Here is a 26,126-nt window from a genome sequence, read left to right as displayed (position 1 = left end):
TAAATGACTATGGCCCGCTAAACGGGCCTTATTCGGCCAGCGCCGCCGCTTTCCCTTTGCGGCGAATACGCAGTTCGCTAACCAGCACCCCCAACACGATCAGCGCGCACCCCAACAGGGCGACAGCGGGCAAACGTTCGCCGGCAATACGCCCGACCAACCCGGCCCAGACCGGCTCCCCGGCATAGATGACCGTGGCACGCGTTGGCGAAACGCTGCGTTGCGCCCAGTTCATCGTTACCTGAATGATGGCACTGGCGAGCCCCAGGCCAATCGCGCTGTACAACAAGTAGCTGCTATACGGCGGTACCGACTCACCGGTAGGCACCATCATCAGGAACGAGGCCACTGAGGCGGTAGCCAATTGCACCACCGTCACCCGCTTGACATTGACCTTGCCCGCATAGGCACCAATCAAAATGATCTCGGCGGCCATGCCCAACGTGCCAATCAGCGTCAGTATCTCACCCATGCTGAGCGTCATATCGCTGCTGCTCGGCGCTGCCAGCAGCATCAGGCCGCTGAATGCCAGTAACACGCCGACCCAGGCCATCACCCCGGGAAAACGTCCCAATACCAACCACTGCAACAGCGGCACCATAGGCACATACATGGCGGTAATAAACGCCGACTGGCTGCTGCTGATGGTTTGTAACCCCACGGTTTGCAGACCGTAGCCGAACATAATGGCAACGCCAATAAACACGCCCGCTTTCAGCTCATACCAGGTCAACCCGCGCAAACTGCGCAGGGAGAACAGCATCAACACCAACGTGGCCGCAGCGAAGCGTAAGCCAACGAAAAAGAACGGCCCGCTGACCTGCATGGCAAGATGCACCGCCAAAAAGGTGCCGCCCCAGATCATGGTGATGAAAATCAGCACCGCTTCCTGCCGCTTTATCTTGGGAATATATGTTGAAATAAAGGATTTTTTTACTGCGGACACCGGCTTGCCCTTCCTGCTGGGTGCAATATAATGCACAGATCCTGCCAGTATGAGGTAAAGCCTGCGGATGGGCAATACAGTGAACAACGGTAAACATGAAGCGCCCAAGGTACTGCAATACCTGAGCAGCAACCTGCGCGGCTATCGCCAGCAGGCGGGGCTTAGCCAGGTGGCGTTGGCAGAAAAATCCGACGTCAGCCGCCGCATGCTGGCCGGCATTGAGGCCGGTGACCGTAACGTTAGTTTGGCGGTGCTGGATAAGCTGGCCGACGCGCTGAATATTTCCTTCACCGATCTGATCCAGGCGCCCGAAACGCGCGGCAGCCATCTGGTGGGTGAACTGGCCTGGCAGGGAGTACAACCGGCAAGCCAGGCGCTGTTCGCCGCCAGCGTGCCCGCACGCCAACGGGTTGAACTGTGGGAATGGACGCTGATGCCGGGCGAGCACTACGACTCGGTACCGGATGCCGAAGGCTGGAGCGAAATTATCTACGTGATCGCCGGTAGCCTGACGCTGATACTGGAACAGCAAACCCTGACGCTGGAGGCCGGACAAACCCAGGTGTTCAACAGCGATCAGCACTATGCTTATGCCAACCACAGCGAGCAACCCTTGCGTTTTATCCGCAACGTTACCTTCTAGCCATCGGCACTGAGTTTCAGCCAATCGGCCAGCCGGGCCAGAGCACTGCCCGGCCGGATTTCCTGCGGCGTCAGCAAAAAGTAACCGCTGCCGTCTGGCATGAAGCCAAAAGGAGCGCTCAATAGCCCCGAGGCAACGTCATCACGCACCTGCTGCCACGGACCGATAGCGACACCTACTCCCGCGACCGCCGCCTGCAAGCTGAAGTAAAAGTGATCGAAACGCTGCTCCGGTCGCCCCTTGAGTGCCAAACCCTGCTGCTGTGCCCACTGCCGCCAAGCGTCAGGCCGGGTCGCTGAGTGCAGCAATACGGCGTCATGGCTCAAGGAGGGCTGGCCATCATTAACGGCAATAAAACGCGGCACCATGTCAGATTTGCACACCGGCCCAACCCGCTCATCGAACAGCGTCACGCTATGCAGCTTATCGCCCCAATCAAAATCGTTACGACGGATAGCGGCGCTAATACCGTCTTTAAACGAAAACGGCCCGCCACCCGCAACCAGCTGCAGGTTGATGTCAGGATGTGCCAGTTGAAAAGCCGGCAAACGCGGTATCAGCCAACGCATTAACAGCGTCGGCTCGCAAGATAATACCAACGGTGCATCCTGTGCCTGCTGTCGCAGCGTTTGTGCCGTATGTTCCAGAATGCCAAACGCCTGCTGTGAAGCTTGCAGCAGCACTCTCCCGGCGGTGGTCAAATATACCCGCCGATGGCGACGTTCGAACAACGCAACGCCAAGTTCATCTTCCAGCGCCCTGACCGCTCGGCTAACCGCGCCGTGCGTCAGGCTCAGGCTGTTTGCCGCCTGGGTAAAGCTTTCCAACCGTGCAGCAGCCTCAAAACAACGCAAGCCCCCTAATGACAGAGGTCGGTTTATCTTGCGTGATTTTTTCTCACCGATATCGTCAGTTTTCATCGTTTGTCACCGTCAATCATTCCTTTTATAAATCAGATACTCTCTTCTGATTTTTTATAGGATAACTATGACCGAACTCATCGCCGTCGTCACCATTACCTTACTCGCTGTCATCAGTCCGGGGCCAGATTTTGCCATGGTGTCACGCAACAGCCTGCTGCTTTCTCGTCGTGCCGGAGTGCTAACCGCCTGCGGTATTGGCGGCGGTGTTCTTATCCACGTCAGCTACACCCTGATCGGGGTCGGCGTATTGATCCAGCAATCGCTGTGGTTGTTCACAGTGTTGAAAGCAATCGGTGCCGCCTACCTGATTTACCTCGGCGTCAGCATGCTGCGTAACGCCGGTGCAAGTGCAGCCGCCTCTTCGACCACACCGGCCGCCGTTAGCGATTTCGCTGCCCTGAAAACCGGATTTTTAACTAACGTATTGAACCCCAAAACCACCATTTTTATCGTTAGCCTGTTTATGCAAGTGGTTAACCCGCAGACACCGCTCGGCGTGCAAATCGGTTACGGGTTATTCATTGCACTTGCCCATATCCTCTGGTTCAGCGCCGTCGCACTGCTGTTTTCGGCACCGGGCATCAATGCACGTCTGCTGCGGCTGCGTAAAGGCATCGACAGAGCGTTTGGTGGCTTATTGATCACCTTCGGGGCGCTGCTGGCCATCGCCGGGATAAAATAAAGCCGTGAGGATAAGTTCAGTATTCACTTCTATGCTTAGGGGGGCATATCGTTCAATCACCAAAACGGAGAGTGGAACATGGCGAAAATATTGGTTCTTTATTACTCAATGTACGGACATATTGAAACCCTGGCGGAGGCGGTAGCGGAAGGCGCTCGCCGGGTCAGTGGCGTTGAAGTGACCCTGAAACGGGTGCCGGAAACCATACCGGCAGAGGCCTTTGCCAAAGCCGGCGGTAAACAAGACCAAAAAGCACCGGTGGCCAGCCCACAGGAGTTGGCCGATTACGATGGCATTATCTTCGGCACGCCCACCCGCTTTGGCAACATGGCCGGGCAAATGCGCACCTTCCTCGATCAAACCGGCGGCCTGTGGGCCTCGGGTGCGCTGTACGGCAAAGTGGGCAGCGTCTTCTCCTCCACCGGTACCGGCGGCGGGCAGGAACATACCATTACCTCCACCTGGACCACCCTGGCGCACCATGGCTTTATTATTGTGCCGATCGGTTACGCCACCCCGGAACTGTTTGACGTCTCGCATGTGCGCGGCGGTACGCCTTATGGCGCAACCACCATCGCCGGGGGGGACGGCTCACGCCAGCCGAGCCAGGAAGAGCTGACCATTGCCCGCTACCAGGGCGAACACGTGGCGAAAATCACCGCCAAGCTGAAAAGTTAAGCGATAACCTTCTGTTACCTGCACTGCGGGGCCGTTGATTCCTTCGGCCCCATCTTGTTGCCAACCCGCAGCAAGGTTAAAATGCCGCTCAGCCTGCCATTCACTACCTGAACGTCACGGTCGAAATTCGTTCTGCCCGTCAATCACCGCCCTGTGCCCTGATGACGGGCGTTGTGTTTTTGCGCATAGCGAAGGGAAATAAGTCAGTGTCTAAAGATTTTGATGAACTAATAAGAGACATGGATCTTATTATTGAAAATGTAGACAGTTTCAAGGCTCTGGCCCCACGCGCACCCGAACCTCCTGTGACGCCGCCTGCGGTTCATCACTACGATTCGTTCTGCGAGAATGTGGCGCTGAAAGTGGTGCTGAAGGTTCTGCTCTCGTCGGTGGATAAAATCGTCAAGGTACAGATTGCCAATAAGGTCGAGCAGGAAATTGCCCAGATAGAACAGCAGGTAGTCCGCGCCGGTGGCGGGCCGGTATCGCCCGAAGATCTGGCTCAGATGACACAATACGTGCGCCGCACCGTCAACAACCTGTTGGAATAAACACCACCTGGGTTAAAAAACGTGCCAACCTTCGCAGACGATATGAATTTTTACGCCTTTTTTATATCGTCTGCCTTATTCTTTATATACTTAAAGAATAAATTGACTCATTGCCGACAGGCAACTCGGGCGCAAGTATGGTCAAGAATAAGCAGATTCTGGTCGTTATTCATCTTTGCAGTTTTTTAGTTTTCCTTTACAGCCTGTCAATGATTCCCCCTCTGTTGGTGGCGTTGTTGTATAAAGAAAAAAGCGTTTTTTCTTTCTTCTATACGCTGGTGATTGCCGGTTCGCTCGGCGGGCTTGGCTGGTTTAGCACCCGTCAGTCCAGGGTACAGCTGCGCACGCAGGACGGTTTTTTAATCATTGTGCTGTTCTGGCTGCTGTTTTCCATGGTCAGCGCCCTGCCGTTATGGATGGACGACACGCTAAACATCAGCCTGACCGATGCCATGTTCGAAGGCGTTTCCGGTATCACCACCACCGGCGCTTCCGTGCTCAATGATGTTTCCGGCCTGCCTAAATCTTTCCTCTACTACCGCTCCCAGCTCAATTTTATCGGCGGCCTCGGCGTCATTGTGTTGGCCGTGGCGGTACTGCCGTTGCTCGGCATTGGTGGCGCCAAGCTTTATCAGTCGGAAATGCCCGGCCCGTTCAAGGAAGAACGCCTGACCCCGCGGCTGGCCGACACTTCAAAAAACCTGTGGCTGATTTATCTCGGTCTGGGGTTGGCCTGCACGGTGGCGTTCCGCATTGCGGGCATGCAGTGGTTTGATGCCCTTTGCCACGGGATTTCCACCGTTTCACTCGGGGGGTTTTCCACCCGCAATGAGAGCCTGGGCTTTTACGATAGCTCGGCGGTGGAAATGGTCGGCGGGATTTTCTCTATCCTGGCGGCGGTGAACTTCACCCTGTATTTCGTCGCCGTAGGGCGCCGCAGCCTGAAGCCACTCTACAGAAACCCGGAACTGCGCTTTTTCCTGCTGGTGCTGTCAATTATCGTGGCGATTGTCTGCTTCGAGCTGTACCGCTCTGGCATGTACGGCGCCAAAGACTCCTTCGTACACGGTTTTTTCCTCACCAGTTCGATGATGACCGATAACGGGCTGGCCACCGCCGACTATGCCAAAATGCCCTCTCACACCATTATGTTGCTGTTGGCGGCAAGCTTTTTCGGCGGTTGTGTCGGTTCTACCTGCGGCGGTATCAAGGCACTGCGTTTTCTGATCATGTACAAGCAGAGCCGGCATGAGATTAACCAACTGGTTCATCCCAACGCCATTTTCACCATCAAGGTTGGCAATGCGCCTATTCAGGATCGCGTGTTGCGTTCGGTCTGGAGCTTCTTCTTTCTGTATGTCTTCTTCAGCTGTTTCTTCGTTTGGCTGCTGAACCTGATGGGCTATGACCTGGTTACTTCCTTCGCCACCGTCGCCGCCTGTATCAATAATATGGGATTAGGCTTTGGTGAAACCGCCGCCGGGTTTGGTACGCTTAGCGATGCGGCCAAATGGCTGATGTGCTCGGCGATGCTGCTTGGCCGCCTTGAGATTTACCCTATGTTGATTTTGTGCTCACGCGCCTTTTGGCGTTTTTGACACCTCGGCCCTGTCGCCGCACTGCCTGTTTTCATCAACTTCGCTGTACCAACGCTGACACATTCATAACGTGAATGTGTTGCATTGTTGTATTCGTTTCATTGCGATAAGTTAATTTCACTGTAAATACATACAGTATTATTTTAACTTATTGAGGATATGAATATGCGTTTTAACAAGATGTTAGCTCTGGCCGCCCTGCTGTTTACCGCTCAGGCTTCCGCCGAGGCGCTGGAATCGATCGACAACTGTGCCGTCGGTTGCCCAACCGGCGGCAGCAGCAATGTGTCAATCGTTCGCCACGCCTATACGCTGAACAACAACAGCACCACCAAGTTCGCCAACTGGGTGGCCTATCACATCACCAAGGACACGCCAGCCAGTGGCAAAACGCGCAACTGGAAGACCGATCCGGCACTGAACCCGGCGGATACGCTGAACCCGGCGGATTACACCGGTGCCAACGCGGCACTGAAGGTCGACCGTGGGCATCAGGCGCCGTTGGCCTCTTTGGCGGGGGTCTCTGACTGGGAGTCGCTGAACTATCTTTCCAACATCACGCCGCAGATGGCCGACCTGAACCAGGGTTCCTGGGCACGGTTGGAAGATCAGGAACGCAAGCTGATTGACCGGGCAGACATCAGTTCGGTGTATACCGTGACCGGCCCGCTGTACGAGCGCAATATGGGTAAACTGCCGGGCACCCAAAAAGCACATACCATCCCCAGCGCTTACTGGAAGGTGATTTTTATCAATAACAGCCCGGAAGTGAACCACTATGCGGCGTTTCTGTTTGATCAAAACACCCCGAAAAACGCCGATTTCTGTCAGTACCGCGTAACGGTTAACGAAATTGAGAAGCGCACCGGGCTGATTATCTGGGCCGGTTTGCCAGAAGACGTGCAGGCGTCGCTGAAGGCCAAACCGGGCGTGCTGCCAGAACTGATGGGTTGCAAGAGCTAACGCATAAACCGGAAACCCGCTTCGGCGGGTTTTTTTATTCTTTACGTGCTGTTTTGTCAGAATACCTAAGCAAGTTTATTGCCGGAAAGTTATCGCCAAGTTAATATCCCGCCAAATTATTAGAAATAAAACCATAAGCAATGGAGTTATTCCATTGTTGATTATTTTTTATCCCTCTTTACCTGATCCCTTTTGCCTTATTCGGCACTAACACCTGTTGTGAGAAAAACACATGGAAAATTTGTTATCAGATGATGGTGGGCTACCAGCCAAAAATGGAACCGGTTTCAGTCGACGTGAAGTGCTGCTGGGGCTGGCCTCAACCCTGCTGGCAAGCTCGCTGCTCAGTTATCCTTTCCTCAGCCTGGCTGAACAACAAACTGCCTCGGCCAATCCGCTGCAGTTTGCCCGCTTCTTCAAAATATCCCAGACATTGACCGAACATAACGATATCGATCAGGGGATGTCTGCGCGTATTTTTACTGCGCTGCATAACCAAAGTCCCCAGTTCACTGCACAGGTTGAGCAACTCGGCGGCCTGCTGCAACCGGGCCAGAGCGCCCAACAGTTGCAACAGCAGGCCGTTCAGGCCGGCTTGCAGGATGTGGTCACCGCGATTATCACCGCCTGGTATACCGGCACCGTCGGCCATGGCCAAACGGCGCAGCTGATTGCCTACAAAGATGCGTTGATGTATCGCCCCGCCAGCGACGCGCTAATCGTTCCCACTTACTGCGGCAATGGACCGCTGTGGTGGACCGCAGCCCCGCCTGCCGTCAATGTTTCCTTGTGATCTAAGAGCCTTCTGATGAAAAAACCTGTATTTACTGCCGATGGCAACGCCTCGGCCGATATTGTGATCGTGGGCTCCGGCATCGTCGGCGGCATGATGGCCGATCAATTGGTCAGCCAGGGTTATTCTGTGCTGGTGCTGGAAGCGGGCTTGCGCATCGAACGCGGCCAGGCGGTAGAGAACTGGCGCAATATGCCTTTTGACAACCGCGCCGGCTCAGATTACCAGGGGCTGTATCCACAATCTGAATTCGCCACCGCGCCGCTCTATTTCCCGGAAAACAACTATGTTGCGCTGAGCGGCCCGAGCGCCGGCAGTTTCAAGCAGGGTTATCTGCGCACCGTCGGCGGCACCACCTGGCACTGGGCCGCCTCCTGCTGGCGCCACCTGCCCAGTGATTTCCAAATGAAAACGCTGTATGGCGTGGGCCGCGACTGGCCGATTTCCTACGACGAGCTGGAACCCTACTATTGCCGGGCCGAAGAAGAAATTGGCGTCGCCGGCCCCAACGATCCGCAACAACAGTCCCCGGTTGAGCGCAGCAAACCTTACCCGATGGATATGGTGCCCTGGGCTCACGGCGACATCCGCTTTGCCGAGGTGGTAAACCCGCATGGTTACCGCTCCGTTCCCATCCCACAGGGGCGCAGTATCCATCCGTGGAAAGGCCGTCCGACCTGCTGCGGTAACAACAACTGCCAACCCATTTGCCCGATAGGCGCCATGTACAACGGCATTCATCATATTGAACGTGCTGAAATGAAAGGCGCGGTGGTGCTGGCCGAAGCGGTGGTCTACAAGATCGACACCGATGAGCAAAATCAGGTGACGGCAGTCCATTGGCTGGACAACAAAAAACAATCCCACCGGGCCACGGCCAAAGCTTTTGCGTTAGCCTGTAACGGCATAGAAACTCCGCGCCTGCTGCTGATGGCGGCTAATGAGCGCAATCCCAACGGTATCGCAAACGCTTCCGATCAGGTGGGCCGCAATATGATGGACCATTCGGGCTTTCACTGTACCTTCCTGGCGAAAGAACCGCTGTGGCTGGGACGTGGCCCGGCACAAAGCAGTTGTCTGGTTGGCCCGCGTGACGGTGAGTTTCGCAAAGACTACTCGGCCAACAAAATGATCCTCAACAATATCAACCGGGTGGTACCGGCTACCCAGCAAGCGTTGGAAAAAGGCCTGGTCGGCAAAGAGTTGGACGCCGAAATCCGCCGACGCGCCGCCTATGGCGTCGATTTATCCATCAGCCTGGAACCGTTACCAGACCCCAACAACCGCCTGACCCTGAGTAAAACCCGGAAAGATGCTCATGGCCTGCCTTGCCCGGACATCCACTACGACGTCGGCGACTATGTGCGTAAGGGCGCAGAGGCCGCGCATAAACAGTTGGAGCACATCGGCCAACTGTTTGATGCCGATGAATTCAACATCACCACCAGCCTGAACGCCAATAACCATATTATGGGTGGCACCATCATGGGCCACAGCCCCGAAGACTCGGTGGTAGACGGCAATTGCCGTACTCATGACCATGCCAACCTTTGGTTGCCGGGCGGCGGTGCCATTCCCTCCGCCAGCGTGGTGAACAGCACCCTGACCATGGCCGCATTGGGCATCAAGGCCGCCGATGACATTGCGCGCCAGCTGGCGGTGAAATCATGAAAAAACAGCTAAAGCTGACGCTTTTGTCCCTGCTGTTACTCGGCAGTAGCGCCGCACAGGCGACAGACGACGGTGATTTAAGCGGTGCGGCGTTGATTAAAAAAGGTGAACAGGTTGCCATCGCCTCCGACTGTCAGGCATGCCATACCAAACCGGAGGGCGGTGCGCCGTTTGCCGGCGGTTATGGCATCAGTTCCCCCATGGGGGTGATTTACGCCACCAACATCACCCCGTCCAACGTCGAGGGTATCGGCAGTTACAGCGAAGAGCAGTTTGCCCGCGCGGTCAGGGACGGTATCCGTGCCGATGGCACCCATCTCTACCCCGCCATGCCCTATACCTCTTACACCCGCTTGAGCGACGCGGACATCAAAGCGCTGTATGCCTACTTTATGCACGCTGTGAAACCGGTCGATCAGAAAAATACGCTGACCGATCTGCCGTTTCCGTTCAATCTGCGCTTTAGCATGGCGGCCTGGAATCTGCTGTTTCTGAAAGAGGGGCGCTTTGCGCCAGACGCCGGTAAAAGCGAACAATGGAATCGGGGCGCTTATCTGGTCAATGGTCCAGGACACTGCGATACCTGCCACACCCCACGCAACCTGCTGATGGCTGAAGACGATAGTCAGCCCTTGGCGGGCGGTATGGTCGGCAGTTGGTATGCGCCCAACATCACCTCAGACCCAATCAGCGGTATTGGTGGCTGGAGCCAGCAGCAATTGGTGCAGTATTTGAAAACCGGCCAGGTGGCCGGTAAGAACCAGGCCGCCGGCGGCATGGCGGAAGCGATCGAAAACAGCCTGCAGTACTTTTCCGATGAGGATTTATCGGCCATCGCCGTTTACCTGAAAAGCACTGCCCCGCTCAGGGACCGCCATGACAGCCAGGCGGCCGACAGCTATGGCAAGCCGGCAAACGTTGAGCCTCAGTTGCGCGGGCTACACCCTGCCACGGCCAATAACACTCTGACCGATGGCGCCGCGCTGTTTAGCGGCAACTGCGCCAGTTGCCACCAGCCGGACGGTAGCGGCAGTAAAAATCAGGCTTACCCTTCGCTGTTCAATAACACGGCCACCGGTTCAGGTAACCCGGCCAACCTGATCTCGGCGATTCTGTTCGGCGTTGAACGAAGGGTCGGCGGTGAACACGTGCTGATGCCGAACTTTGGCCCCCAGTCGTATGTTAATCCTCTAAACGACCAGCAGATCGCCGCTATCAGCAATTATGTCCTGCAGCAGTATGGCAATCCTGCGGTTAAGGTCAGCGCCACGGACGTCGCCGTATTGCGGCAAGGTGGCCCGATCCCGCTGCTGGCCCGGTTGCAGCCTTATATGGCTCCGGCAATCGGCTTGGCGGTACTGGCCTTACTCATCCTGGTCTGGCTGGTAGGGAGAAAACGGCGTTAAATGCTGTGACTGCAGGCTGGGGAGCTATCCCCGGCTTGCAGGTTTGGCCGCAAGCCACGCAGGGATAGTTTTTGCCTTCATCCTGAGGAATTCGGCATGGGTCGCTTTTACTGAGTTTGATTTTCCACACGGGTGATGCCGTGTTTCTTCATCACTTCTTCCATGGTCAGATTTTCATCATCCGGCGTTTCGTCAATGACAACATCTTGCGGACGAACATAAGGTTTGGTGGCACGTTTAAACATCCACCACCAAACGAACACCAGAAACGCACCGGACTTCAGAAAGATCATGGTCCACAATGCTATTTGATACCAGGTCATCTCTATCTCCATGAAAGAGTTAAACGCGATCGCGTCGCTCTATTTTACCCTCTGTATGACTCTGATCAAGCGCCAACGGCACATCCCTCTGGTTCAAGCCGCTGTTATAGGGGTTTCTCTCATGATCTGCTCTACCCAGCCGCTAAAAGGCTCTTTCCTACCACTGACGCCCGGCAGCCGCAGTCTGCAGTGGTATTGAAGTACATACAGGCATTGCTCGGCCAAGCTGTCTTTTCTCTTCGAAAAGAGTGAATTGTCTTTTCTGAGCGCCCTCTTTTCATATAGCGAAAACATCTAATAAAACCACTTAAAATAGCCGTTTTAACCAAAAAATGTTAATTAGCTCGTTTTTTCGCTATACTCGCCGAGTTAAATTTCTCGGGCAGCCGTTCGCCCACTTTTTATGGAGCTGTTTTAAAGGATTAACCCCCATTCCCTAACGGACTAGCTAGAAGGTATTCTATGAGCCAAAACGACACTGAAATTGTGGCACGTCGTAGCCATATCAATCCTCCGGTATTTTTTATTTCTGCCGCTTTAATCATCGTCCTGGTGGCCTTTGCCGCCCTGTACCCCGAGTTGGCCGATCGCAAATTCAAAGCGTTGCAACTGGGTATTTTCACTAACGCCAGCTGGTTTTATATTCTGGCGGTGGCATTGATCCTGATGAGCGTGACCTATCTGGGTTTGTCGCGTTACGGCAATATCAAGCTCGGGCCGGATCACGCCCAGCCAGACTTTAGCTATGTATCCTGGTTCGCCATGCTGTTTTCCGCCGGGATGGGCATTGGCCTGATGTTCTTTGGCGTAGCCGAACCCGTAATGCATTACCTTTCTCCCCCAGTCGGAACGCCGGAAACAGTGGAAGCGGCTAAACAGGCCATGCGCCTAACCTTCTTCCACTGGGGCCTGCACGCCTGGGCAATCTACGCCATTGTGGCGTTGATTCTGGCCTTCTTCAGCTATCGCCACGGCCTGCCGCTGACGCTGCGTTCCGCGCTGTATCCGATTATCGGCGATCGCATCTATGGGCCAATTGGCCACGCGGTAGATATTTTTGCGGTGATAGGTACCGTGTTCGGTGTCGCAACCTCGCTGGGCTACGGTGTGTTGCAGGTTAACGCCGGTCTTAACCACCTGTTTGGCTTGCCGATCAACGCAACGGTGCAGGTGATTCTGATCGTGGTGATCACCGGGTTGGCTACGCTGTCAGTGGTTTCCGGGCTGGATAAAGGCATCCGCATTCTGTCCGAATTGAACCTCGGCCTGGCGGTGTTGCTGCTGGTGCTGGTGGCTGCGCTCGGCCCGACCGTGCTGCTGTTAAAATCCTTTGTCGAAAATACCGGCGGTTACCTCTCTGACATCGTCAGCAAGACCTTTAACCTGTATGCCTATGAGCCGAAGTCCAGTAACTGGCTGGGCGGTTGGACACTGCTGTATTGGGGCTGGTGGTTGTCATGGTCGCCTTTCGTCGGCATGTTTATTGCCCGAGTTTCACGCGGACGTACCATCCGTGAATTCGTTACCGGCGTGCTGTTCGTCCCTGCCGGCTTTACGCTACTGTGGATGACCGTGTTCGGTAACAGTGCCATTAATCTGATCATGGCCGAAGGTGCGCGCGATTTGGCTAACACGGTGCAAAATGACGTAGCACTGGCACTGTTCAACTTCCTGGAACACTTCCCGTTCTCTAATATTCTGTCGTTTATCGCGATGGCCATGGTGGTGGTGTTCTTCGTCACCTCAGCGGATTCGGGGGCGATGGTGGTAGATACCCTGGCTTCCGGGGGTACCGACCAAACTCCGGTCTGGCAGCGGATTTTCTGGGCCGGCATGATGGGCCTGGTCGCCATTGCCTTGCTGCTCGCCGGTGGGCTGAGCGCGCTGCAAACCGTGACCATCGCCAGTGCCCTACCGTTCTCGATGATCTTGCTGGTGTCAATCTACGGGCTGTTAAAAGCCTTGCGTATCGACGCCCACAAACGCGACAGCCAGACGACGACCACGATTGCACCGACTGCCGCACGCAATCCGATCTCTTGGCAACGGCGTTTACGCAATATTGCCTATTTCCCTAAACGCTCACAGGTCAAACGCTTTGTCGGTGAAGTGGTTCAGCCGGCGATGGCGCTGGTGGAAGCCGAACTGGCCAAGCAAAATACCACCTCTTCGATTGACGATTCACAGGACGATCGTATCCGTTTCGAAGTCGATTTGGGTGAAGACCTGAACTTTGTCTATGAGGTTCGCCTGCGGGCCTACATTCAACCGGCCTTTGCGCTGGCGGGCTTGAAAGACGAAGAGCGTGATGAGGAACATAAGTACTACCGGGGTGAAGTCCACCTGAAGGAAGGGGGCCAGGATTACGATGTGATGGGCTGGACGCAAGAACAGATCATTCACGATATTCTCGACCAGTACGAGAAACACCTGCACTTCCTGCACCTGGTCCGCTAGTAGCCTGCGCTACTATTCTATTCAGCCGCCCCATCCGGGGCGGTTTAGGTTGCTGACAAAGCAGGAAAAAGCGTGGTTTTTCCTGCTTTGTGGTGATCAGCCGAAAATCAATGAATTGATTTTCCTTATTTTTTATTTATCGACCTCTACTCGCTCTATTCAGGAATGAGTTTGTCATCAGTCTGAACCGCCCCATCCGGGGCGGTTTTTGCTTCCAGTAAATCCCTGGCATGTGGTTCACTGTTATCGGGTTTGATGCCCCGCAGCCACTTTCAGAGGCTATAATTACGATAATAAACGGAATTTATTGCAATTTTTAGCACCGTTTTTATTTTGATGCTTTCAGTTTTATTTCAGCATAACGGGCGGTCAGCTGCTTCAGATGCACTTCCAGTTGGGCCCTGCCAGCAACAGGTAAAGGTTCTCCCGCAGGGTTTGCTGACAATGCTCGCAGTTGCTCTTCTGCCGGTATGGATTGGTTAAATGACTGCATGGTTGAAAATACCACTGATTTCAGCTCACTGACCGTCATGTATTTCCCCTTCTTCTCATCCAGCCCGCTCAGCCGGTCACTCAGTTGCTGTAGCTTCGTCATCCCTTGATGCCAGCCATTCAGGTTTTCTGTCGGTATGCCGGCAGCGTTCAACTGCCGCTGCCACTGTTGTACCAGAGGTTTAGCCTGCTCCGGCCAAAGCACCTGAGCCTGTTCTACGAGCTGCCGACTGTAGGTAATATTCCAGTCAGGAGGCAATTGATCCAGCCGGGCAAGCTGCTGTTGTGTTTGTGCAATTCCAGTTTGTGGTAACGGAGATTGCTGACGCAACATATCCAACTGCTCGGGCGTGAGTATTGCGGGTAACGGCGCCAGGGATGCAGCAAACTGAGTCTGTAGCGGGTCAGGCCGGTGCAAGACATGCCAGCCCCACACCGTTGCCGCACTTATCACCAGCATGGAACACATCCCGGCGGTAAAGAAATACCACTTTTTTGCCGGAACCGGCACCGCTGCCAGTACTTCCACATTCGCCTGGTGTTCTGGTTGCGTTACGTACACCCATTTCACTGGACTGGCCGGTGCGTCTTTCTCTGCAACCGGAATAGCAGAGTGGGCTGCAGATGATATTCCTGAATCATTCATTGTCGCCGCAGGCAGCACGATACCGGGCTGAATAACAACATCGGAACCTGATGCACCGTCACTGTTTTCCAGCCGAACGGCACTGTTATGCATCAGGGTACGCAAGGTATCGAACTGGCTCAGATGCTTGAGCTCCAGGCGCTGTAATATCACCCCAAGGCTGGCAAGCTGCTGTTCTGCAAGATAAAGCTGGCTAAGGTCACTGTAATTCAGGGGGAGAGTACGCATCAGCTGTTGTATACGCTGGCTCAGACCGCTGAGGATTTCCATCCGCGCATGTACCGGCTGCGGCCAGAGCGCCCCCCACTGATGGCTGATCAGGGCTTCCAGGATGGATAATCCTTCATTCAGACCAAACAGCCCGGCCAATTGCGTACGGGCCAATGTGTACCAGGCTGCCGTCTGTAGCTCCACGCCATTTTGTTCAAACAGCGAAAGACAGAGTTTTTCGGCATAAAGCCAGTTCACATCCGGACGCGCCGGATGTGTCAGCTTACTCAGTTCATCACGCAGGGCGGCATAGTCCGGCAATGTTCGCGGATCGTTGCCGGTTTTAATTTTACGGGAGGGAATGTCATTCATGACCAGATATCCATTTGATCTGCATACAGAATTGGAGAGTTACCATATCGTTTTGCCCTCTTTCAGGGGGTAATCAGTTCTCTCCCCGTGCTTCTGTCCAGGCACCGCTTGGTAACAGCCTCCCAATAGGCATTGAAATTTTTGCTGTTGATACATTGCGCATGAACATCGGGTGGTGGTGCGACGGGATCTGGCCTGGAGTTGCCAATGCCTTTATCTCTCCTGGCCGAGCCTGTTTTAGTTTTACTCACCCCATTCTCTTTTTTAGTCGAATGCGGCTTTGCTTTTTTGGCCGGGGCTACCGTCGTTTTATTATCCGATTGCTTATCCTGACCATAATAATCAACGCGTCGGCTTTTGCTGCCGTGGCAATGATATTCACCAGTTTTACGGTTGGTATGGCAGCCATCCGCGTTGGTTCGTCCGGGGTGTGCCATGACTGGCGTGGTGATCATGATGCAGAGCAACAGCGGCAGCTTAAGGCCGGTTTGCAGTTTCATTTGGAATATCCCTATAAGTTAAAAGGCGCTGACCTCTTCTGTTTTCTTGAGTTTACGGCGAATTATCAAGATACTGCTGTTGTTTCAGATGGCGTAACAACACCCGCCCCTCAGGCATAAATTCGGTGCCATAGCGCACCATACCTATGCCCTTCAGCTCTGCATCAATGGCGTAACGCAGTTCACCGGGCTGAGCCTGTTCCAGTATCACCACGGCAACGTTTTTCAGGCGGGGTTCATATTTCAGCAAAACGGATGTCAGCGTGCCCATCAGTTGATGTGAGGTACCCGGCATCCCCTGCAGGATTTTCGCCATATCAGGTAGACCATAATCGGGTAAATGGGCCAGCGTCCCGGCGCGACAGTTGAGGATGCGCTGCATATTGTCCAGCACCGACAGAATGAACTGATTTTCTTCGCTAACCTGATGGAGGCCGAGGCCGCCGGCGAAATTGCCGACCAGCATTTCATACAACGACGGGGGATTATGTCCCTGAGGCATTAATCGTCCTTAGCGGGTAGCAATGTCAGATAGTTATTCCCGGCCTCCAGGATGCGCGGCTTATCCGGGTCCAGCTCTTCACGCTCAATCACCCGCCTCCAGGTGTTATTAACCAAATCCGGATGGCGGAACAGCCCCGCGACCGCCACAAACTTCGCATCGGCTTCCATGGACATATTGAGGCTGGCATCGCCGCCCGGTTTTACCACCACATCGCGGGTGGCCAGCAAATCGGTTTTCAGGAGGGTGTCGCCGTCTTTCAGCAGTTGCTGATACACCGTCTTGTCGAAGGTTTTGCGGTCTTTCAGCTGGTAAACGCGCACCACAACCGGCTCCGACAGCGAATTGCTCTCTCGGGCATCGGTATTGAGCGCCTCGCGCGCGGTAAAATCCAGATGCAGGATTTTAATCTTCTTGTAAAAAACGGCGGTGAAGGCCGACTTTGTGCCGTCCGTGACGCTCTGCGTCACCCCACAGCCCGTCAGGCTGAACGCCAGCAGCGCGAGCTGCCAGCGTACGGTTTTAGTCAAATTGGTAGGTAACACGTCGGTTTCCTTGTTGTGGTGTGGCGGGCTTCATGCCGTGGTAATAGCCCAGATCCGTCGTAAAGGCCTGCGGGATGTCGTCCGGGAGCAGGTCCCCTTCCGCGTCCAACACAGCATTCATCCCCAGCCAGAAAGGGCCATCACCCAGCGGCGGGATGGTCAGCAGGCGGGTACTAACTCTGAGCTGGATTTTTGCCTTAAACCGCCAGCCCAGATAGACCCGCAGCATCACCAGCAAATCCTGATACAGCAGACCATCCGGCTTCCAGCCCTGCGCTTCCTGCTCGTTATCCGTTGAAAGCACAATCAGCAACTGGCTGTTGGCATCCATAGCTTCATCACCGAGCGGCGTGTTGCCATCCAGCAGAAAGTCCTCATCACCGTAAAATCCCAGCGGCTGACTGATTTCCACCGGCCGCAGGCAATACGGACTGACCTGCACCGCCGTGTCCGGTGCCAGCAGGCTCACCAGCGCCTGCATCCCTTCCTGGGTTTTGCCGGGCTGACGCAACACGCCCAGCAGCGCCAGAAAGCGTGACACCGGCGTGGCGATGTGATTTGCCGTCCCCGGAATACCCAGCCCCACCAGGCCCAACAGCGACTGCGAAATGCTGTCGGTCCCGCCGGGTTCGAACGTGGCCGGGTAAGAATACTTTCGCCAGATGCGATAAAACTGCGTCAGGATGCGATGGCTGAAGATATCCAGAAAGCCCTGCAGCGCTTCATGCCCTTCCCGGCGCTGGGTGATGTCATCGAGATAGGCCGTCGGCAACGGTGAGTCGACACCGTACATCCCCATAAAGGTGGTGCGGATGAGCGGTGGCTTACTGTCGTCGTTCTCGTCATATTCAACGGTTTTCAGTTCACTGACCGGAAATCCCATCCCCGGATGCGGCGCAAATCGCACCGGGTCATCCGCGGGATGACTGGTTGAGCCCATCAGCGGTCTGCCCGGATTACGCTTCTCCAGCAGCTGGCATAAACGGTAAAAGTTAATGCGGTGAAGGTCGGCTTCCAGCCGCGGGGTCAGCCGGGAATGCGGCGGTTGTACTTCTCTTCCCATTCCAGGCGCTCTCCGGTCGGTTGCAGAATGATAATCAGGCGGTTAAACAGGTAAATATCGGTATAGAGGGCAAAAAAGCGGCTCAGCATCTCGCCAAACAGGCAGATATCACCCCGCCCGGCAAAACCGTGGCTGTCGAGGGTCACTTCAATCTGCACGCCGCGCACCAGATAGCCCTGCTCGAAGCGCTCGGTTTCGCTGTGCTTCACGTCGATGATGGCCTCCAGGCGACGGCGGTTCATCTCGCTGTCCGTCCACTCATACAGCGCCAGAGTACCGCGCAGCACGTCGGCGTTATCCATCATCGAGAGGAACCCGCTGCCGAGGTGGCTCAGCACGCGCCAGTGAAACCGGTCCTGCGCCGGTGGGTAACAGGGAAGCGTTGGCGCACACAGGTTGCGCACGGCGATGCTGGTCGAGGTGGTTTTCATCACCGTATCAAGCACGGTACTTTGCAGCGTACGTCGTGGCAGTTGGCCGTTGGTGCCGATGAGCGTCAGCGACAGGCTTTCATCTTCCGGCACAGTGTGATGGTCAAAGGCTTCGCCACCGAGGATCAGCCAGGTGTTGTGCAACCCCGACGGGCCACGGCGTACGCGGGTGTGGTAGTAATATTCCGGCGCTTGGTGGCGCATCATTCCGCCTTTGTGGCGAAAACTGGAGAACGGCACATAGGTATGCTGACTGGATGACGTCACCGAATCCACGGCGTAAATCTCGGTGTGGCCGTCCTGCACGCGCATCGGGCGCAGCATGTATTCTGTTTGCAGGGAGTTCAGCGCCAGCGGATCAGACTCCAGCGGGAAGAGGTTGATAACCGGCACGCAGTTAAGGCGCAGATGCTTTTCGGTAAAGCTGAAGTCATGTTCCCAACGTTCAGCCAGCACCACATCGATTTCAAACCAGGGGAGCGCAGCCGGAAAGGCGACGCTCTCCAGCCCTCGCAGGCCGGTGAACATGAATTTCTCGCGGAAGGTGAAGTACTCCAGCAGCAGTTGGTAGCCACTGAAACTGCTACTGCCTTTTGGCCATAAGGTATCGTCATCGCCAAAGCCCTGCGCGGTGAAATGCCCATCCAGCGGTCTTCTGTCTATATCGCCCGGCATCCGCAGCCACATCCGGGCCACATTCAGGGTAAAGGCGGCGTGCATGGCGCAGGCCAGCGGCGCATCGGCGTTGAAGTAAAGTGAAATACTGCTGAGATCGATACGGCTCCAGTCTGCCAGATTGCTGCAATTAAAACGCAGCGTGACAACCGAGCGACCATCCGCGTCGGTGGTCAGTCTGGCCTGCTCCAACGACATCGGCTGAAGGTTGATCTCTTGGGTGGTGGTGTAACGGCAGCGCGTCCCTTTTTCGCCAATCGGACGCGACAACACCTCGAAACCTTTGGCGATCCGCATCTGCTCTTTCATTTCGCACCAGTCCGGCGTGAATTCGACCACGGACATGGAAGGAATGGTGCGCAGGTAATGCGGCCACAGCAGGCTGACCAGCCCTTCGGTCAGCTCCGGCAAATCGTCATCCAGCTTTTCGCGAAGCCGGCCCATCAGGAAGGCAAAGCCCTCGAACAGGCGCTCCACATAGGGGTCGCGTGCGCCAGATTTATCGAGGTTCAGCATCGCCGCCTGCTCAGGATGAGCGCGGGCAAATTCTTCACCGGCTTCCAGCAGGTAGCGCATTTCGGCGTCGTAATAACGCAGGGTTAAGTCGTCCATAGAGTTATCATCTTTTTGTTCGGTGTGTTAACCACACAGCACTGCGGCGCGTGCCGGATCGAGAGAAATCAGCCCGGAGAGTAGTGATTCCATCTCAGGCTGCAGACGGGTTTTATCCGCCTCACTGCGCCCGGCCTTGCCACGCAGCAGTTTGAGTCTGCGAGCTTTGACCTCAAACATCAGCTTTGGCACCCATTGTTCAAGCGTCAGCTCTCGGGCGCTGACATCGAGTTCACCCAGCAGGTGCAGTGCCATTTCGTTTTTACCGTACTGCTCGCTCACCCGAGCCATCAGTAAGCGCATCAGCCATCGATCGCGGGAAGAGGTGTAACCCGGCTGAACCTGCAACCAGCTGAGCGCGGCTTCAATGCCTTCACTGTCTGCTTTCGCCAGGACCTCAGGCTCCAGCATCAGTACATCATCACTGTTGCTCGCCGTTGCCGTCACCGGCTCATCCTTCCAGCCCGGCATATCATCCAGCACGTTTTCTTTAATCCAGTTCAGGGTCACTTCATCAGCGAAAGGCGTGCCGTCATTGAAGGCCAGTGCTTCCAATCCCGGAAGGCGGGCCAGCAGCCCTTCCAGGTCACGGCAGAGGATGTCGGCACGCACGCTGTCGTTATCCAGCTTGACCAGCGCCTGCCAGGCGTACCACTGCACATCCAGCCACAGATGGTTAACCCCCTGTGCCAGCAGGGTATCCGTATGCTCCAACAGTTCAGACCAGCTTTTTTGCAGGTACAGACGTTTGAGATGTGCCCTGTTGTCTGGCTTGGGGGGAACCAGCCGGGTGCGCCCGGAGGCGTCCAGCGGCGGTAATTCCGTCAGTGTGTCCCAGCGCACACTTTTCAGCAGATGATGGCCAGCCAGCCAACCACCGGGCTGATCGCGGAGATATTTCGCCAGCACTTTGGCCTGATCGAGCAAATCACGTCCTGACGTGACGGCGTTCATCACCGGCGCCGATAATGCTGGCCCCTTAGTAGCGGTTTCTTCACGACTGGTTTGCGGCACCAGACTGTTAGCGCCACCGCTCTGCACCAGCCGGTTATCCAGCGCCTGATGCAGCCCTGCCAAATCCGGACGAGCGTCCTCAGCAAACGTTTGGAGTGCCTGATCGGCCAATAACAACGCCGCCGTGATGCGTTGCATGACGGCCATATCCACTTCCGGGTACAAAGACAGGCTGTCTGTCACACGGCTACTGCCAAGCCACTCCAGGGCAGTTTTGCGGCTGCGCTCACGCCGAGGATGCAATCGGGTTCCGAACTGCGCCAGCATTGCCGCCAGCAGCTCAAGCCCCTGAGCAAGCCCGGACTCGCCATCCTGATGCAGACGCGCCCAAATGTAGAAGGTGATGACACGCAGATCCTTGCAGGTGCCGGTCAATAGCCTTTCCGCCAGTTGGCAAATCAACCCGGTATCAATCCCCGAGAGCTTGTTGACCTCTTCGCGAATACGCTGGAAATCATCGTCATAGCCCGGGTCTTCTCCGGTCGGTTCATTGTCATTGATGGGTGCCAGCCAGCGTTCCCAGTCAGCGCTACGTTCCCTGGCCAGCGCCAGTAAGGCATTTTCATCTGCCCCACAGGCGCGGAGTATGTTCTGTAGTGCGCCCATTATTCCATCCCCTCCATGGCTGAATTCTCTGTGCCGGTCAGCGCCTGTGCAGTGGCGGCATCCACGCTGAATATCTGCTCAGGAAGCCTGAAACCGCGTAACGCCAGCAACGCCAGCGGCCCTTTGCCCAGTTGGGAACGCAGAACCCACTGCAGCGTGCGACCATCCGGAGCGGTAAAACTCATCATCCACTGGCTGCGGTCAAGCTGTTTCCGCTTGCCCTGTTCCAGCCAGCGAATGAAGCCCCAGGTGCCACTGTAATCCCCGAACAGACGTGTACCGGCGCTGGTTGAAGTCCAGGTCAGCATCGCACCGGGCTTGAAGGTATCCCCCGGCCAGCGGAAGGACTGCCAGTCGGCCATCTGGTTGAAGTAATGCAACTGCTGCCCGTCAATCGTTAGCTGGGTTTCCACCACCTGCGGTACCGGGCGGGCCTGTAATTCGAAGCTGATGCCCTGACTGCCGTCGGTAAACAGAATGTCGGATAACTGGCTCAACTGATTTAACGCTTTCAGAAACGCCGGGTTAAACATCAGCCCCTGGCTGTTAGTACGGTTCGGCACCCAGCGGCTGCCTTCTTTATGCAACACGCCGCTGAGTTCAGCGGTCAGGAAACGGTCGATACGCCCGGTGTCCTTGCGGATAAACTCCGCCAGCATCGGCAGGGAAGCGTCACTTTTGCTCGTGGCAAACGGGAAGCGCCCCTCAAAGGCGGTATGCCAGTTTGCTACCACTGAACGGCTCCAGCGGGCGTTGAGGCTGGCTGCAGACGGTTGCAATACGGTTTCCCAGGCCTGCGTCAGCGGCTGCACAAACAGGGTGTTGCCAAAGCCGCTCCATTCCTCACCCAGACTGGCCGCCACCAGGCTGCCGTACTGCTGGGTATCGGTCAGATCCACACTTTTGCCCTGGAATACGGTCTGTGCCAGGGTCTGCATCATCTCCTGCGGATCGTTAGCACTCGCCACCTGTTGCAGACGCAAACGCACGCGGGTGATACGGGTCAGATAGGTTTGCAGGCTCAGCGTGCTGTCGGCCGACATTAGGTTGCTGACCTGGTTTTTCCCCATCAAGGTTAGCAACGGCCCGAAGGTGCCATCCAGCGGCCCCTGCGGCCCGGCTGCACGCTGATCGATAACGGGCTTATCCTCACTGCCGAGCAGTTCTTTTGCCGACTTGATAATGGAATCCGACAGCCCTTCGCGCAGCTCGCCGGCTTGTCCCTGCCAGGCCAACGTATTCATCAGCGCAATCATCGGCGACTGACGCACATCGCTCATCAATGTCAGTTGGTCAGTCACATCAGAGATATTATGAGCCGGATTCAGCCGCAGGCTGTTGAGGAAGTTCAGCCAGCTGCCGGCAAAATCAGTGAAGTAACGCTGCGTCAAACGCGCTTTCAGCGCTTCCGGAGAAAGGTCGGCAGAAACTGCCTTGCGACTGTCGCTCAACACCCAGTCAATTTCATCCCGGCGCGAGTTTGCCGCTTTCTCGATGGCCTGCTGAATGCCCCCTTCCCAGGCCTGACGGGTGAACATCCCCGGCACCACGTCATCGGTGGAGAACAGACTGCGGGCATCGGTCCCACTGGTCATGTCTTCCAGTGACACATCGGCAAAGTTACGCCGCACCGATTTGAGCATGTTTTCGTAGAGGGTTCCCTCCGCATTACGGCGACCAATCTGCTGCAACAGCACCTGGCGGCTCTGGCTGACCAGAGCCGCATCCGGGGTAATTTTCCACTGCGGCTGTTCCAGCAACCCAGATATGGAGAACGCCCACAAGTCTGGCGCAAGGCTCTGCCACAATCCGGTGGAAATCCCCTGCCGGGTCGGCTGCACCCTTTGCATGGTTTGGGCGTAGAACGCGCCATCCACTTTGTCCGGGCGGGACATCATCAACCAGGCTTTCAGTTGGTCATAACCGGATTTCGCCAGCTGTGCGCGCTGGTCGCTGTTAGGTGCCGAGTTTGTCAGCGCAGTCAGTTTTTGCATCAGGGCAGCATTGGCCGGATCGCGGATCAGGCGATCATTCGCCACGCCATACCAGGGCAGCAGCGCGCTCAACAGTTGCGGGTTATGATCGAGGCCAAAACGTTGATACCAGGGTGAACCGCCCTGAACATGATGTTGCAAGCGGCCGGCATCGTTACGCAGGTCATGCAGGGCCGTCAGTTGAGAGTCAGAAACAGAAGGATGCTCGATAAGAGAACGGGCTTTGCTCGCTACAGAAGAAATATGACTATAGTTCAGGGCAAAAGAGAGCAGCAGCCCGGCGCCCCAGATACCGAGCGCAGCCATAATGCCCCATGCCAGCGTCTGCTCCCAGGCCATACCGACACGGCGGCCACGCACACGAGTGCAGTCTTCCGTCACCCCCAACCAGGTTGCCGGAAACGTCAGGGCATGTTTATGCGCAGCCGGAATGGCGCTTTCCGCCACGTTTTTGCCTGCTTCTTGACTCGGGAATTCGGGTTTATTGACCGGGCTGAACATCAGCCCCCGCAGCGGGATACGCTGTTGCGAACTGTACAGCCAGGGTGTCAAGCGGGACATCCAGCGTTTGCTTTCCCCCTGCTCAAGCTGCTGGGCAAGGCGCAGCAGAAAATCATACTGGCGCTGTTCAGCAATCTGTGACATGCCCTGTTCACGCAGCTGCGGCAGCAATTTATCGAGTTGTGTTGCCACCTCATCCGGCATCGCCCGCCACGGCAGTGTGATACCGACAGACTGCGATTTACGCCCTGCCTGCGACCATTCACTGCCGCACAGCTGCCATAACCAGACCGGGGCAGAATAGCGCAGCAGCTCACTGATTTTCTCCAGCCCACGCAGATCGTTGTCGCTCATCTGCGGCGTGAGGTTCTCACCTTCTCCCAGTACCCGGACAATACCGTCCAGTGGGCGGCCACGGCGGAGTTTGCGCAACGCGGTATATTTTTCTGTATCGACTTCAGCCGTCAGACTGCCGCCGTAGATCAGAACGGTACGATTGCCTTCAAGCCACTGGCTGGCTTGCAGGCCGGGCACCAGTTGTTCGATTGCTGCGTTTTCGCCGGTGACTAACAGTAAGCGGACTTTATAACGCCAATGCAGATTATAGCGGGCACGGAGGTGTTTTTTCAGCGGCGCGTAAACCGCTTCACGTCGGCTTTCTGGTGCCGATCGACGTTGGCGAGATACCGGTGGGCTGATCTTGTCCTTAATCAGCAGGCGGAAGGCCATAAATCCCAGAACCAACAGGCTTAGCGCCATTCCCCAGACGATAAAACAGGCGGCGATAAGTGGACGTAGCGCCTCCCATTCCGTTGCGCTTTCGGTCCCCCACAGCCACCATGCCAGCCCGCCCAGCAGCACCAGCAAGGTGACCACGGCAATACAGACGGTAGCTGTGGCTGCCACTGACAGGGCAGCAGGTTTATTGACGTTGTCCATCAGGTTTTACGATTCCAAGTGCGAGGGCATTCATCGGGTCGCGGGCAATCCAGCCACACGGTTGTTGTTGGTGCGCGGCGTAAATGGCCGCCAGCGATATCAGGGTCAAGGCGGCGATATCGCCGATATCGCCCCAGTTGGCGTCCTGTAGATGCAGGCTGACGTCCCAGCCACTGTGTGCCAACCCATCCAGGTCTGGCAGGGTGAACATCGGGCAGGCTTCGGGAGGGGCGCTCAGCTCGCTCTGCACCAGCGCGCGGGCGCAAACGACGGGCAGTGCGTCCCCCGCCTCCGCGGAGAAGACTTCGCCACGCGTCAGTTGCACCGGGCCATCCTGCCCGGCCAGCCACAGTATGGCGGCCTCCCCGGCGGGAAGCGGTGTACCGGGCGATGCGACGACCGACCGGCAACCCGCGATCAGCATAACGTCATCCGTTTTAGCCGCTGCCAGCCCGCTCGCTATCGCTGCAAGGCTGGCTTCCCCCTGCCAGGGTTCAGGGTGCGGCGGCAAAGAGCAAGCTGGGAAGATAGCGGCCATCTGCGCGCTGAATGCCTGCCAGCCCGCGTCTGTACCCTGCCAGTAACAGCGCAGCGGCGAAGTAAACGTTTTATCGCTACGCTGCTTTTGCCATTCGGTGACCAACAGTTCAGCCAGTCGCTTTTCACGCCCGGCGGCATCCATCGCCGAAATTTGCGGCAGGCGCAGCGCCCGGCCGCCACCTTCTTTTTTTTCCTCCGGCTGGCGGTGTTCGCGTTTAAGCAGGCGCAGCCAGTCGGTTGAGCGCCCACCGGCGGGCCCCAGCAATACCACCTCTTTTAATGCGAACGCTTGGCGGTGCTGTGCCCACCACCGCTGCTGTTCATACTCCAGCTGTTGATGGTAGAAAGCGGCGTTATGCACGCTGACGCGGTAGTACAGCAGGCGGATAAGCCAACCCGTACCCGCCAGCACCAGTGACAGCAGGATACCGACCGCGATCGGCGAGGTTCTCCCCTGTGCAAACGGCAACAATGCGCTAATCCCACCACCGAGCAGCACCAGCAGTGCCGCAGCCGACAGCAAGCGCGCGGCGAGCGGCGGGCGGGCCGTTTTATAGCCGGGATAGTCAGGAACCGGCCTCACTGGTCAATACCGCAATCCGGGAAGGAACTGACCAGCGTGCAGCCACAGGCGCAACGGTGGCCGTGCAGCGCAACCGGCTGGCCATCCATCATGGTCCTTGAACTGCCTTCGGCGATGGTGGTCATACCGTGCTTATTACAACTCACCGGGTCGCCCTTGCAGGCAAATCCCTGACCAAAACACTGATAGTGCCCGCCCAGCACCTTGCCGCCATGTTCCCGCAGCCTATCCCCCTGGCGAATGACTTTATTCATCAGATTCCCTTCC

23 protein-coding genes are annotated in these 26,126 nt (G+C 56.3%); 10 read left to right on the top strand and 13 right to left on the bottom strand.

Going from position 1 to position 26,126, the window contains the following annotated elements:
- Positions 1-28: 28 nt before the first annotated feature.
- Entirely contained in the window at positions 29-946 is a 918-nt protein-coding gene (locus tag M2406_RS02615; protein ID WP_112362731.1) for a DMT family transporter, read from the bottom strand.
- 67 nt (positions 947-1,013) lie between these two features.
- Between M2406_RS02615 and M2406_RS02610 the strand changes: the two genes are divergently transcribed.
- Positions 1,014-1,589, top strand: coding sequence for a helix-turn-helix domain-containing protein (locus tag M2406_RS02610; RefSeq protein WP_259188460.1), 576 nt, complete (start codon positions 1,014-1,016; stop codon positions 1,587-1,589).
- On the opposite strand, the gene M2406_RS02605 is transcribed toward M2406_RS02610, so the two are convergent.
- Positions 1,586-2,509, bottom strand: a complete 924-nt coding sequence (locus M2406_RS02605) for a LysR family transcriptional regulator (protein ID WP_259188458.1) — start codon at positions 2,507-2,509, stop codon at positions 1,586-1,588. The two genes, M2406_RS02610 and M2406_RS02605, sit on opposite strands and share 4 nt — an antisense overlap.
- 67 nt (positions 2,510-2,576) lie before the next feature.
- Here M2406_RS02605 and M2406_RS02600 point away from each other — a divergent pair, with 67 nt between their 5' ends.
- From M2406_RS02600 to M2406_RS02565, 8 genes are all read left to right on the top strand, one after another.
- Positions 2,577-3,194, top strand: coding sequence for a LysE family transporter (locus tag M2406_RS02600; RefSeq protein WP_012006239.1), 618 nt, complete (start codon positions 2,577-2,579; stop codon positions 3,192-3,194).
- A 78-nt stretch (positions 3,195-3,272) separates the two neighbouring features.
- Positions 3,273-3,872, top strand: a complete 600-nt coding sequence (wrbA, locus tag M2406_RS02595) for an NAD(P)H:quinone oxidoreductase (RefSeq protein ID WP_012006238.1) — start codon at positions 3,273-3,275, stop codon at positions 3,870-3,872.
- A gap of 239 nt (positions 3,873-4,111) precedes the next feature.
- On the top strand, positions 4,112-4,423 hold the full coding sequence (locus tag M2406_RS02590) for a hypothetical protein (RefSeq protein WP_017892346.1): 312 nt from the start codon (positions 4,112-4,114) through the stop codon (positions 4,421-4,423).
- 137 nt (positions 4,424-4,560) lie between these two features.
- Complete coding sequence (locus M2406_RS02585) at positions 4,561-6,021, top strand: TrkH family potassium uptake protein (protein ID WP_017892345.1); 1,461 nt, start codon at positions 4,561-4,563, stop codon at positions 6,019-6,021.
- Between the two features lie 165 nt (positions 6,022-6,186).
- Entirely contained in the window at positions 6,187-6,984 is a 798-nt protein-coding gene (locus M2406_RS02580; protein ID WP_259188454.1) for a DNA/RNA non-specific endonuclease, read from the top strand.
- 232 nt (positions 6,985-7,216) lie between these two features.
- Positions 7,217-7,777, top strand: a complete 561-nt coding sequence (locus M2406_RS02575; protein WP_012006234.1) for a sugar dehydrogenase complex small subunit — start codon at positions 7,217-7,219, stop codon at positions 7,775-7,777.
- 15 nt (positions 7,778-7,792) lie between these two features.
- Positions 7,793-9,448, top strand: coding sequence for a GMC family oxidoreductase (locus M2406_RS02570; protein WP_017892342.1), 1,656 nt, complete (start codon positions 7,793-7,795; stop codon positions 9,446-9,448).
- The gene (locus M2406_RS02565; protein ID WP_259188451.1) at positions 9,445-10,854 is read left to right on the top strand and encodes a cytochrome c; all 1,410 of its coding nucleotides are present in this window, start codon (positions 9,445-9,447) and stop codon (positions 10,852-10,854) included. The genes M2406_RS02570 and M2406_RS02565 overlap by 4 nt, the downstream gene beginning before the upstream one ends.
- A gap of 107 nt (positions 10,855-10,961) precedes the next feature.
- Here the strand turns inward: M2406_RS02565 and M2406_RS02560 are convergent, their stop codons facing one another.
- Positions 10,962-11,177 (bottom strand): hypothetical protein, encoded by a 216-nt coding sequence (locus tag M2406_RS02560; protein ID WP_012006231.1) that lies wholly within the window; start codon positions 11,175-11,177, stop codon positions 10,962-10,964.
- Between the two features lie 462 nt (positions 11,178-11,639).
- Between M2406_RS02560 and M2406_RS02555 the strand changes: the two genes are divergently transcribed.
- Positions 11,640-13,634, top strand: a complete 1,995-nt coding sequence (locus M2406_RS02555) for a choline BCCT transporter BetT (protein WP_017892340.1) — start codon at positions 11,640-11,642, stop codon at positions 13,632-13,634.
- Between the two features lie 328 nt (positions 13,635-13,962).
- On the opposite strand, the gene M2406_RS02550 is transcribed toward M2406_RS02555, so the two are convergent.
- From M2406_RS02550 to M2406_RS02505, 10 genes are all read right to left on the bottom strand, one after another.
- On the bottom strand, positions 13,963-15,354 hold the full coding sequence (locus M2406_RS02550; protein ID WP_259188446.1) for a VasL domain-containing protein: 1,392 nt from the start codon (positions 15,352-15,354) through the stop codon (positions 13,963-13,965).
- Positions 15,355-15,416: 62 nt separating this feature from the next.
- Entirely contained in the window at positions 15,417-15,854 is a 438-nt protein-coding gene (locus M2406_RS02545; protein WP_259188445.1) for a DUF1283 domain-containing protein, read from the bottom strand.
- Positions 15,855-15,906: 52 nt separating this feature from the next.
- Positions 15,907-16,356 (bottom strand): type VI secretion system baseplate subunit TssE, encoded by a 450-nt coding sequence (tssE, locus tag M2406_RS02540; protein ID WP_259188444.1) that lies wholly within the window; start codon positions 16,354-16,356, stop codon positions 15,907-15,909.
- Positions 16,356-16,901 carry a type VI secretion system lipoprotein TssJ gene (tssJ, locus tag M2406_RS02535; protein ID WP_259188442.1) on the bottom strand — a complete coding sequence of 182 codons (546 nt, stop codon included), beginning with the start codon at positions 16,899-16,901 and terminating at the stop codon, positions 16,356-16,358. The genes tssE and tssJ overlap by 1 nt, the downstream gene beginning before the upstream one ends.
- Positions 16,879-17,964 carry a type VI secretion system baseplate subunit TssG gene (gene tssG, locus M2406_RS02530; RefSeq protein ID WP_259188441.1) on the bottom strand — a complete coding sequence of 362 codons (1,086 nt, stop codon included), beginning with the start codon at positions 17,962-17,964 and terminating at the stop codon, positions 16,879-16,881. Before tssG ends, tssJ begins: the two co-directional genes overlap by 23 nt.
- Complete coding sequence (tssF, locus tag M2406_RS02525; RefSeq protein WP_259188439.1) at positions 17,928-19,682, bottom strand: type VI secretion system baseplate subunit TssF; 1,755 nt, start codon at positions 19,680-19,682, stop codon at positions 17,928-17,930. The genes tssG and tssF overlap by 37 nt, the downstream gene beginning before the upstream one ends.
- 27 nt (positions 19,683-19,709) lie before the next feature.
- The gene (gene tssA / locus M2406_RS02520) at positions 19,710-21,302 is read right to left on the bottom strand and encodes a type VI secretion system protein TssA (protein ID WP_259188437.1); all 1,593 of its coding nucleotides are present in this window, start codon (positions 21,300-21,302) and stop codon (positions 19,710-19,712) included.
- Positions 21,302-24,736, bottom strand: coding sequence for an ImcF-related family protein (locus M2406_RS02515; protein WP_259188435.1), 3,435 nt, complete (start codon positions 24,734-24,736; stop codon positions 21,302-21,304). The genes tssA and M2406_RS02515 overlap by 1 nt, the downstream gene beginning before the upstream one ends.
- Positions 24,720-25,859, bottom strand: a complete 1,140-nt coding sequence (locus M2406_RS02510) for a hypothetical protein (RefSeq protein WP_259188434.1) — start codon at positions 25,857-25,859, stop codon at positions 24,720-24,722. The genes M2406_RS02515 and M2406_RS02510 overlap by 17 nt, the downstream gene beginning before the upstream one ends.
- The gene (locus M2406_RS02505; protein ID WP_259188433.1) at positions 25,856-26,113 is read right to left on the bottom strand and encodes a PAAR domain-containing protein; all 258 of its coding nucleotides are present in this window, start codon (positions 26,111-26,113) and stop codon (positions 25,856-25,858) included. The genes M2406_RS02510 and M2406_RS02505 overlap by 4 nt, the downstream gene beginning before the upstream one ends.
- Between the last annotated feature and the right edge of the window lie 13 nt (positions 26,114-26,126).

This window comes from Serratia sp. BIGb0163 (assembly GCF_024809935.1).
Classification (GTDB): domain Bacteria; phylum Pseudomonadota; class Gammaproteobacteria; order Enterobacterales; family Enterobacteriaceae; genus Serratia; species Serratia quinivorans.
Note: the sequence above shows the minus strand (reverse complement) of the source record. Positions and strands in the feature narration are given on the sequence as shown.

What these genes read in the sequence shown, in the direction of transcription:
- M2406_RS02610 (WP_259188460.1), top strand. Translation starts at nt 1,014, where the DNA reads ATGGGCAATACAGTGAACAACGGTAAACATGAAGCGCCCAAGGTACTG.
- M2406_RS02605 (WP_259188458.1), bottom strand. Translation starts at nt 2,509, where the DNA reads ATGAAAACTGACGATATCGGTGAGAAAAAATCACGCAAGATAAACCGA.
- M2406_RS02600 (WP_012006239.1), top strand. Translation starts at nt 2,577, where the DNA reads ATGACCGAACTCATCGCCGTCGTCACCATTACCTTACTCGCTGTCATC.
- wrbA (WP_012006238.1), top strand. Translation starts at nt 3,273, where the DNA reads ATGGCGAAAATATTGGTTCTTTATTACTCAATGTACGGACATATTGAA.
- M2406_RS02590 (WP_017892346.1), top strand. Translation starts at nt 4,112, where the DNA reads ATGGATCTTATTATTGAAAATGTAGACAGTTTCAAGGCTCTGGCCCCA.
- M2406_RS02585 (WP_017892345.1), top strand. Translation starts at nt 4,561, where the DNA reads ATGGTCAAGAATAAGCAGATTCTGGTCGTTATTCATCTTTGCAGTTTT.
- M2406_RS02580 (WP_259188454.1), top strand. Translation starts at nt 6,187, where the DNA reads ATGCGTTTTAACAAGATGTTAGCTCTGGCCGCCCTGCTGTTTACCGCT.
- M2406_RS02575 (WP_012006234.1), top strand. Translation starts at nt 7,217, where the DNA reads ATGGAAAATTTGTTATCAGATGATGGTGGGCTACCAGCCAAAAATGGA.
- M2406_RS02570 (WP_017892342.1), top strand. Translation starts at nt 7,793, where the DNA reads ATGAAAAAACCTGTATTTACTGCCGATGGCAACGCCTCGGCCGATATT.
- M2406_RS02565 (WP_259188451.1), top strand. Translation starts at nt 9,445, where the DNA reads ATGAAAAAACAGCTAAAGCTGACGCTTTTGTCCCTGCTGTTACTCGGC.
- M2406_RS02560 (WP_012006231.1), bottom strand. Translation starts at nt 11,177, where the DNA reads ATGACCTGGTATCAAATAGCATTGTGGACCATGATCTTTCTGAAGTCC.
- M2406_RS02555 (WP_017892340.1), top strand. Translation starts at nt 11,640, where the DNA reads ATGAGCCAAAACGACACTGAAATTGTGGCACGTCGTAGCCATATCAAT.
- M2406_RS02550 (WP_259188446.1), bottom strand. Translation starts at nt 15,354, where the DNA reads ATGAATGACATTCCCTCCCGTAAAATTAAAACCGGCAACGATCCGCGA.
- M2406_RS02545 (WP_259188445.1), bottom strand. Translation starts at nt 15,854, where the DNA reads ATGAAACTGCAAACCGGCCTTAAGCTGCCGCTGTTGCTCTGCATCATG.
- tssE (WP_259188444.1), bottom strand. Translation starts at nt 16,356, where the DNA reads ATGCCTCAGGGACATAATCCCCCGTCGTTGTATGAAATGCTGGTCGGC.
- tssG (WP_259188441.1), bottom strand. Translation starts at nt 17,964, where the DNA reads ATGGGAAGAGAAGTACAACCGCCGCATTCCCGGCTGACCCCGCGGCTG.
- tssF (WP_259188439.1), bottom strand. Translation starts at nt 19,682, where the DNA reads ATGGACGACTTAACCCTGCGTTATTACGACGCCGAAATGCGCTACCTG.
- tssA (WP_259188437.1), bottom strand. Translation starts at nt 21,302, where the DNA reads ATGGGCGCACTACAGAACATACTCCGCGCCTGTGGGGCAGATGAAAAT.
- M2406_RS02515 (WP_259188435.1), bottom strand. Translation starts at nt 24,736, where the DNA reads ATGGACAACGTCAATAAACCTGCTGCCCTGTCAGTGGCAGCCACAGCT.
- M2406_RS02505 (WP_259188433.1), bottom strand. Translation starts at nt 26,113, where the DNA reads ATGAATAAAGTCATTCGCCAGGGGGATAGGCTGCGGGAACATGGCGGC.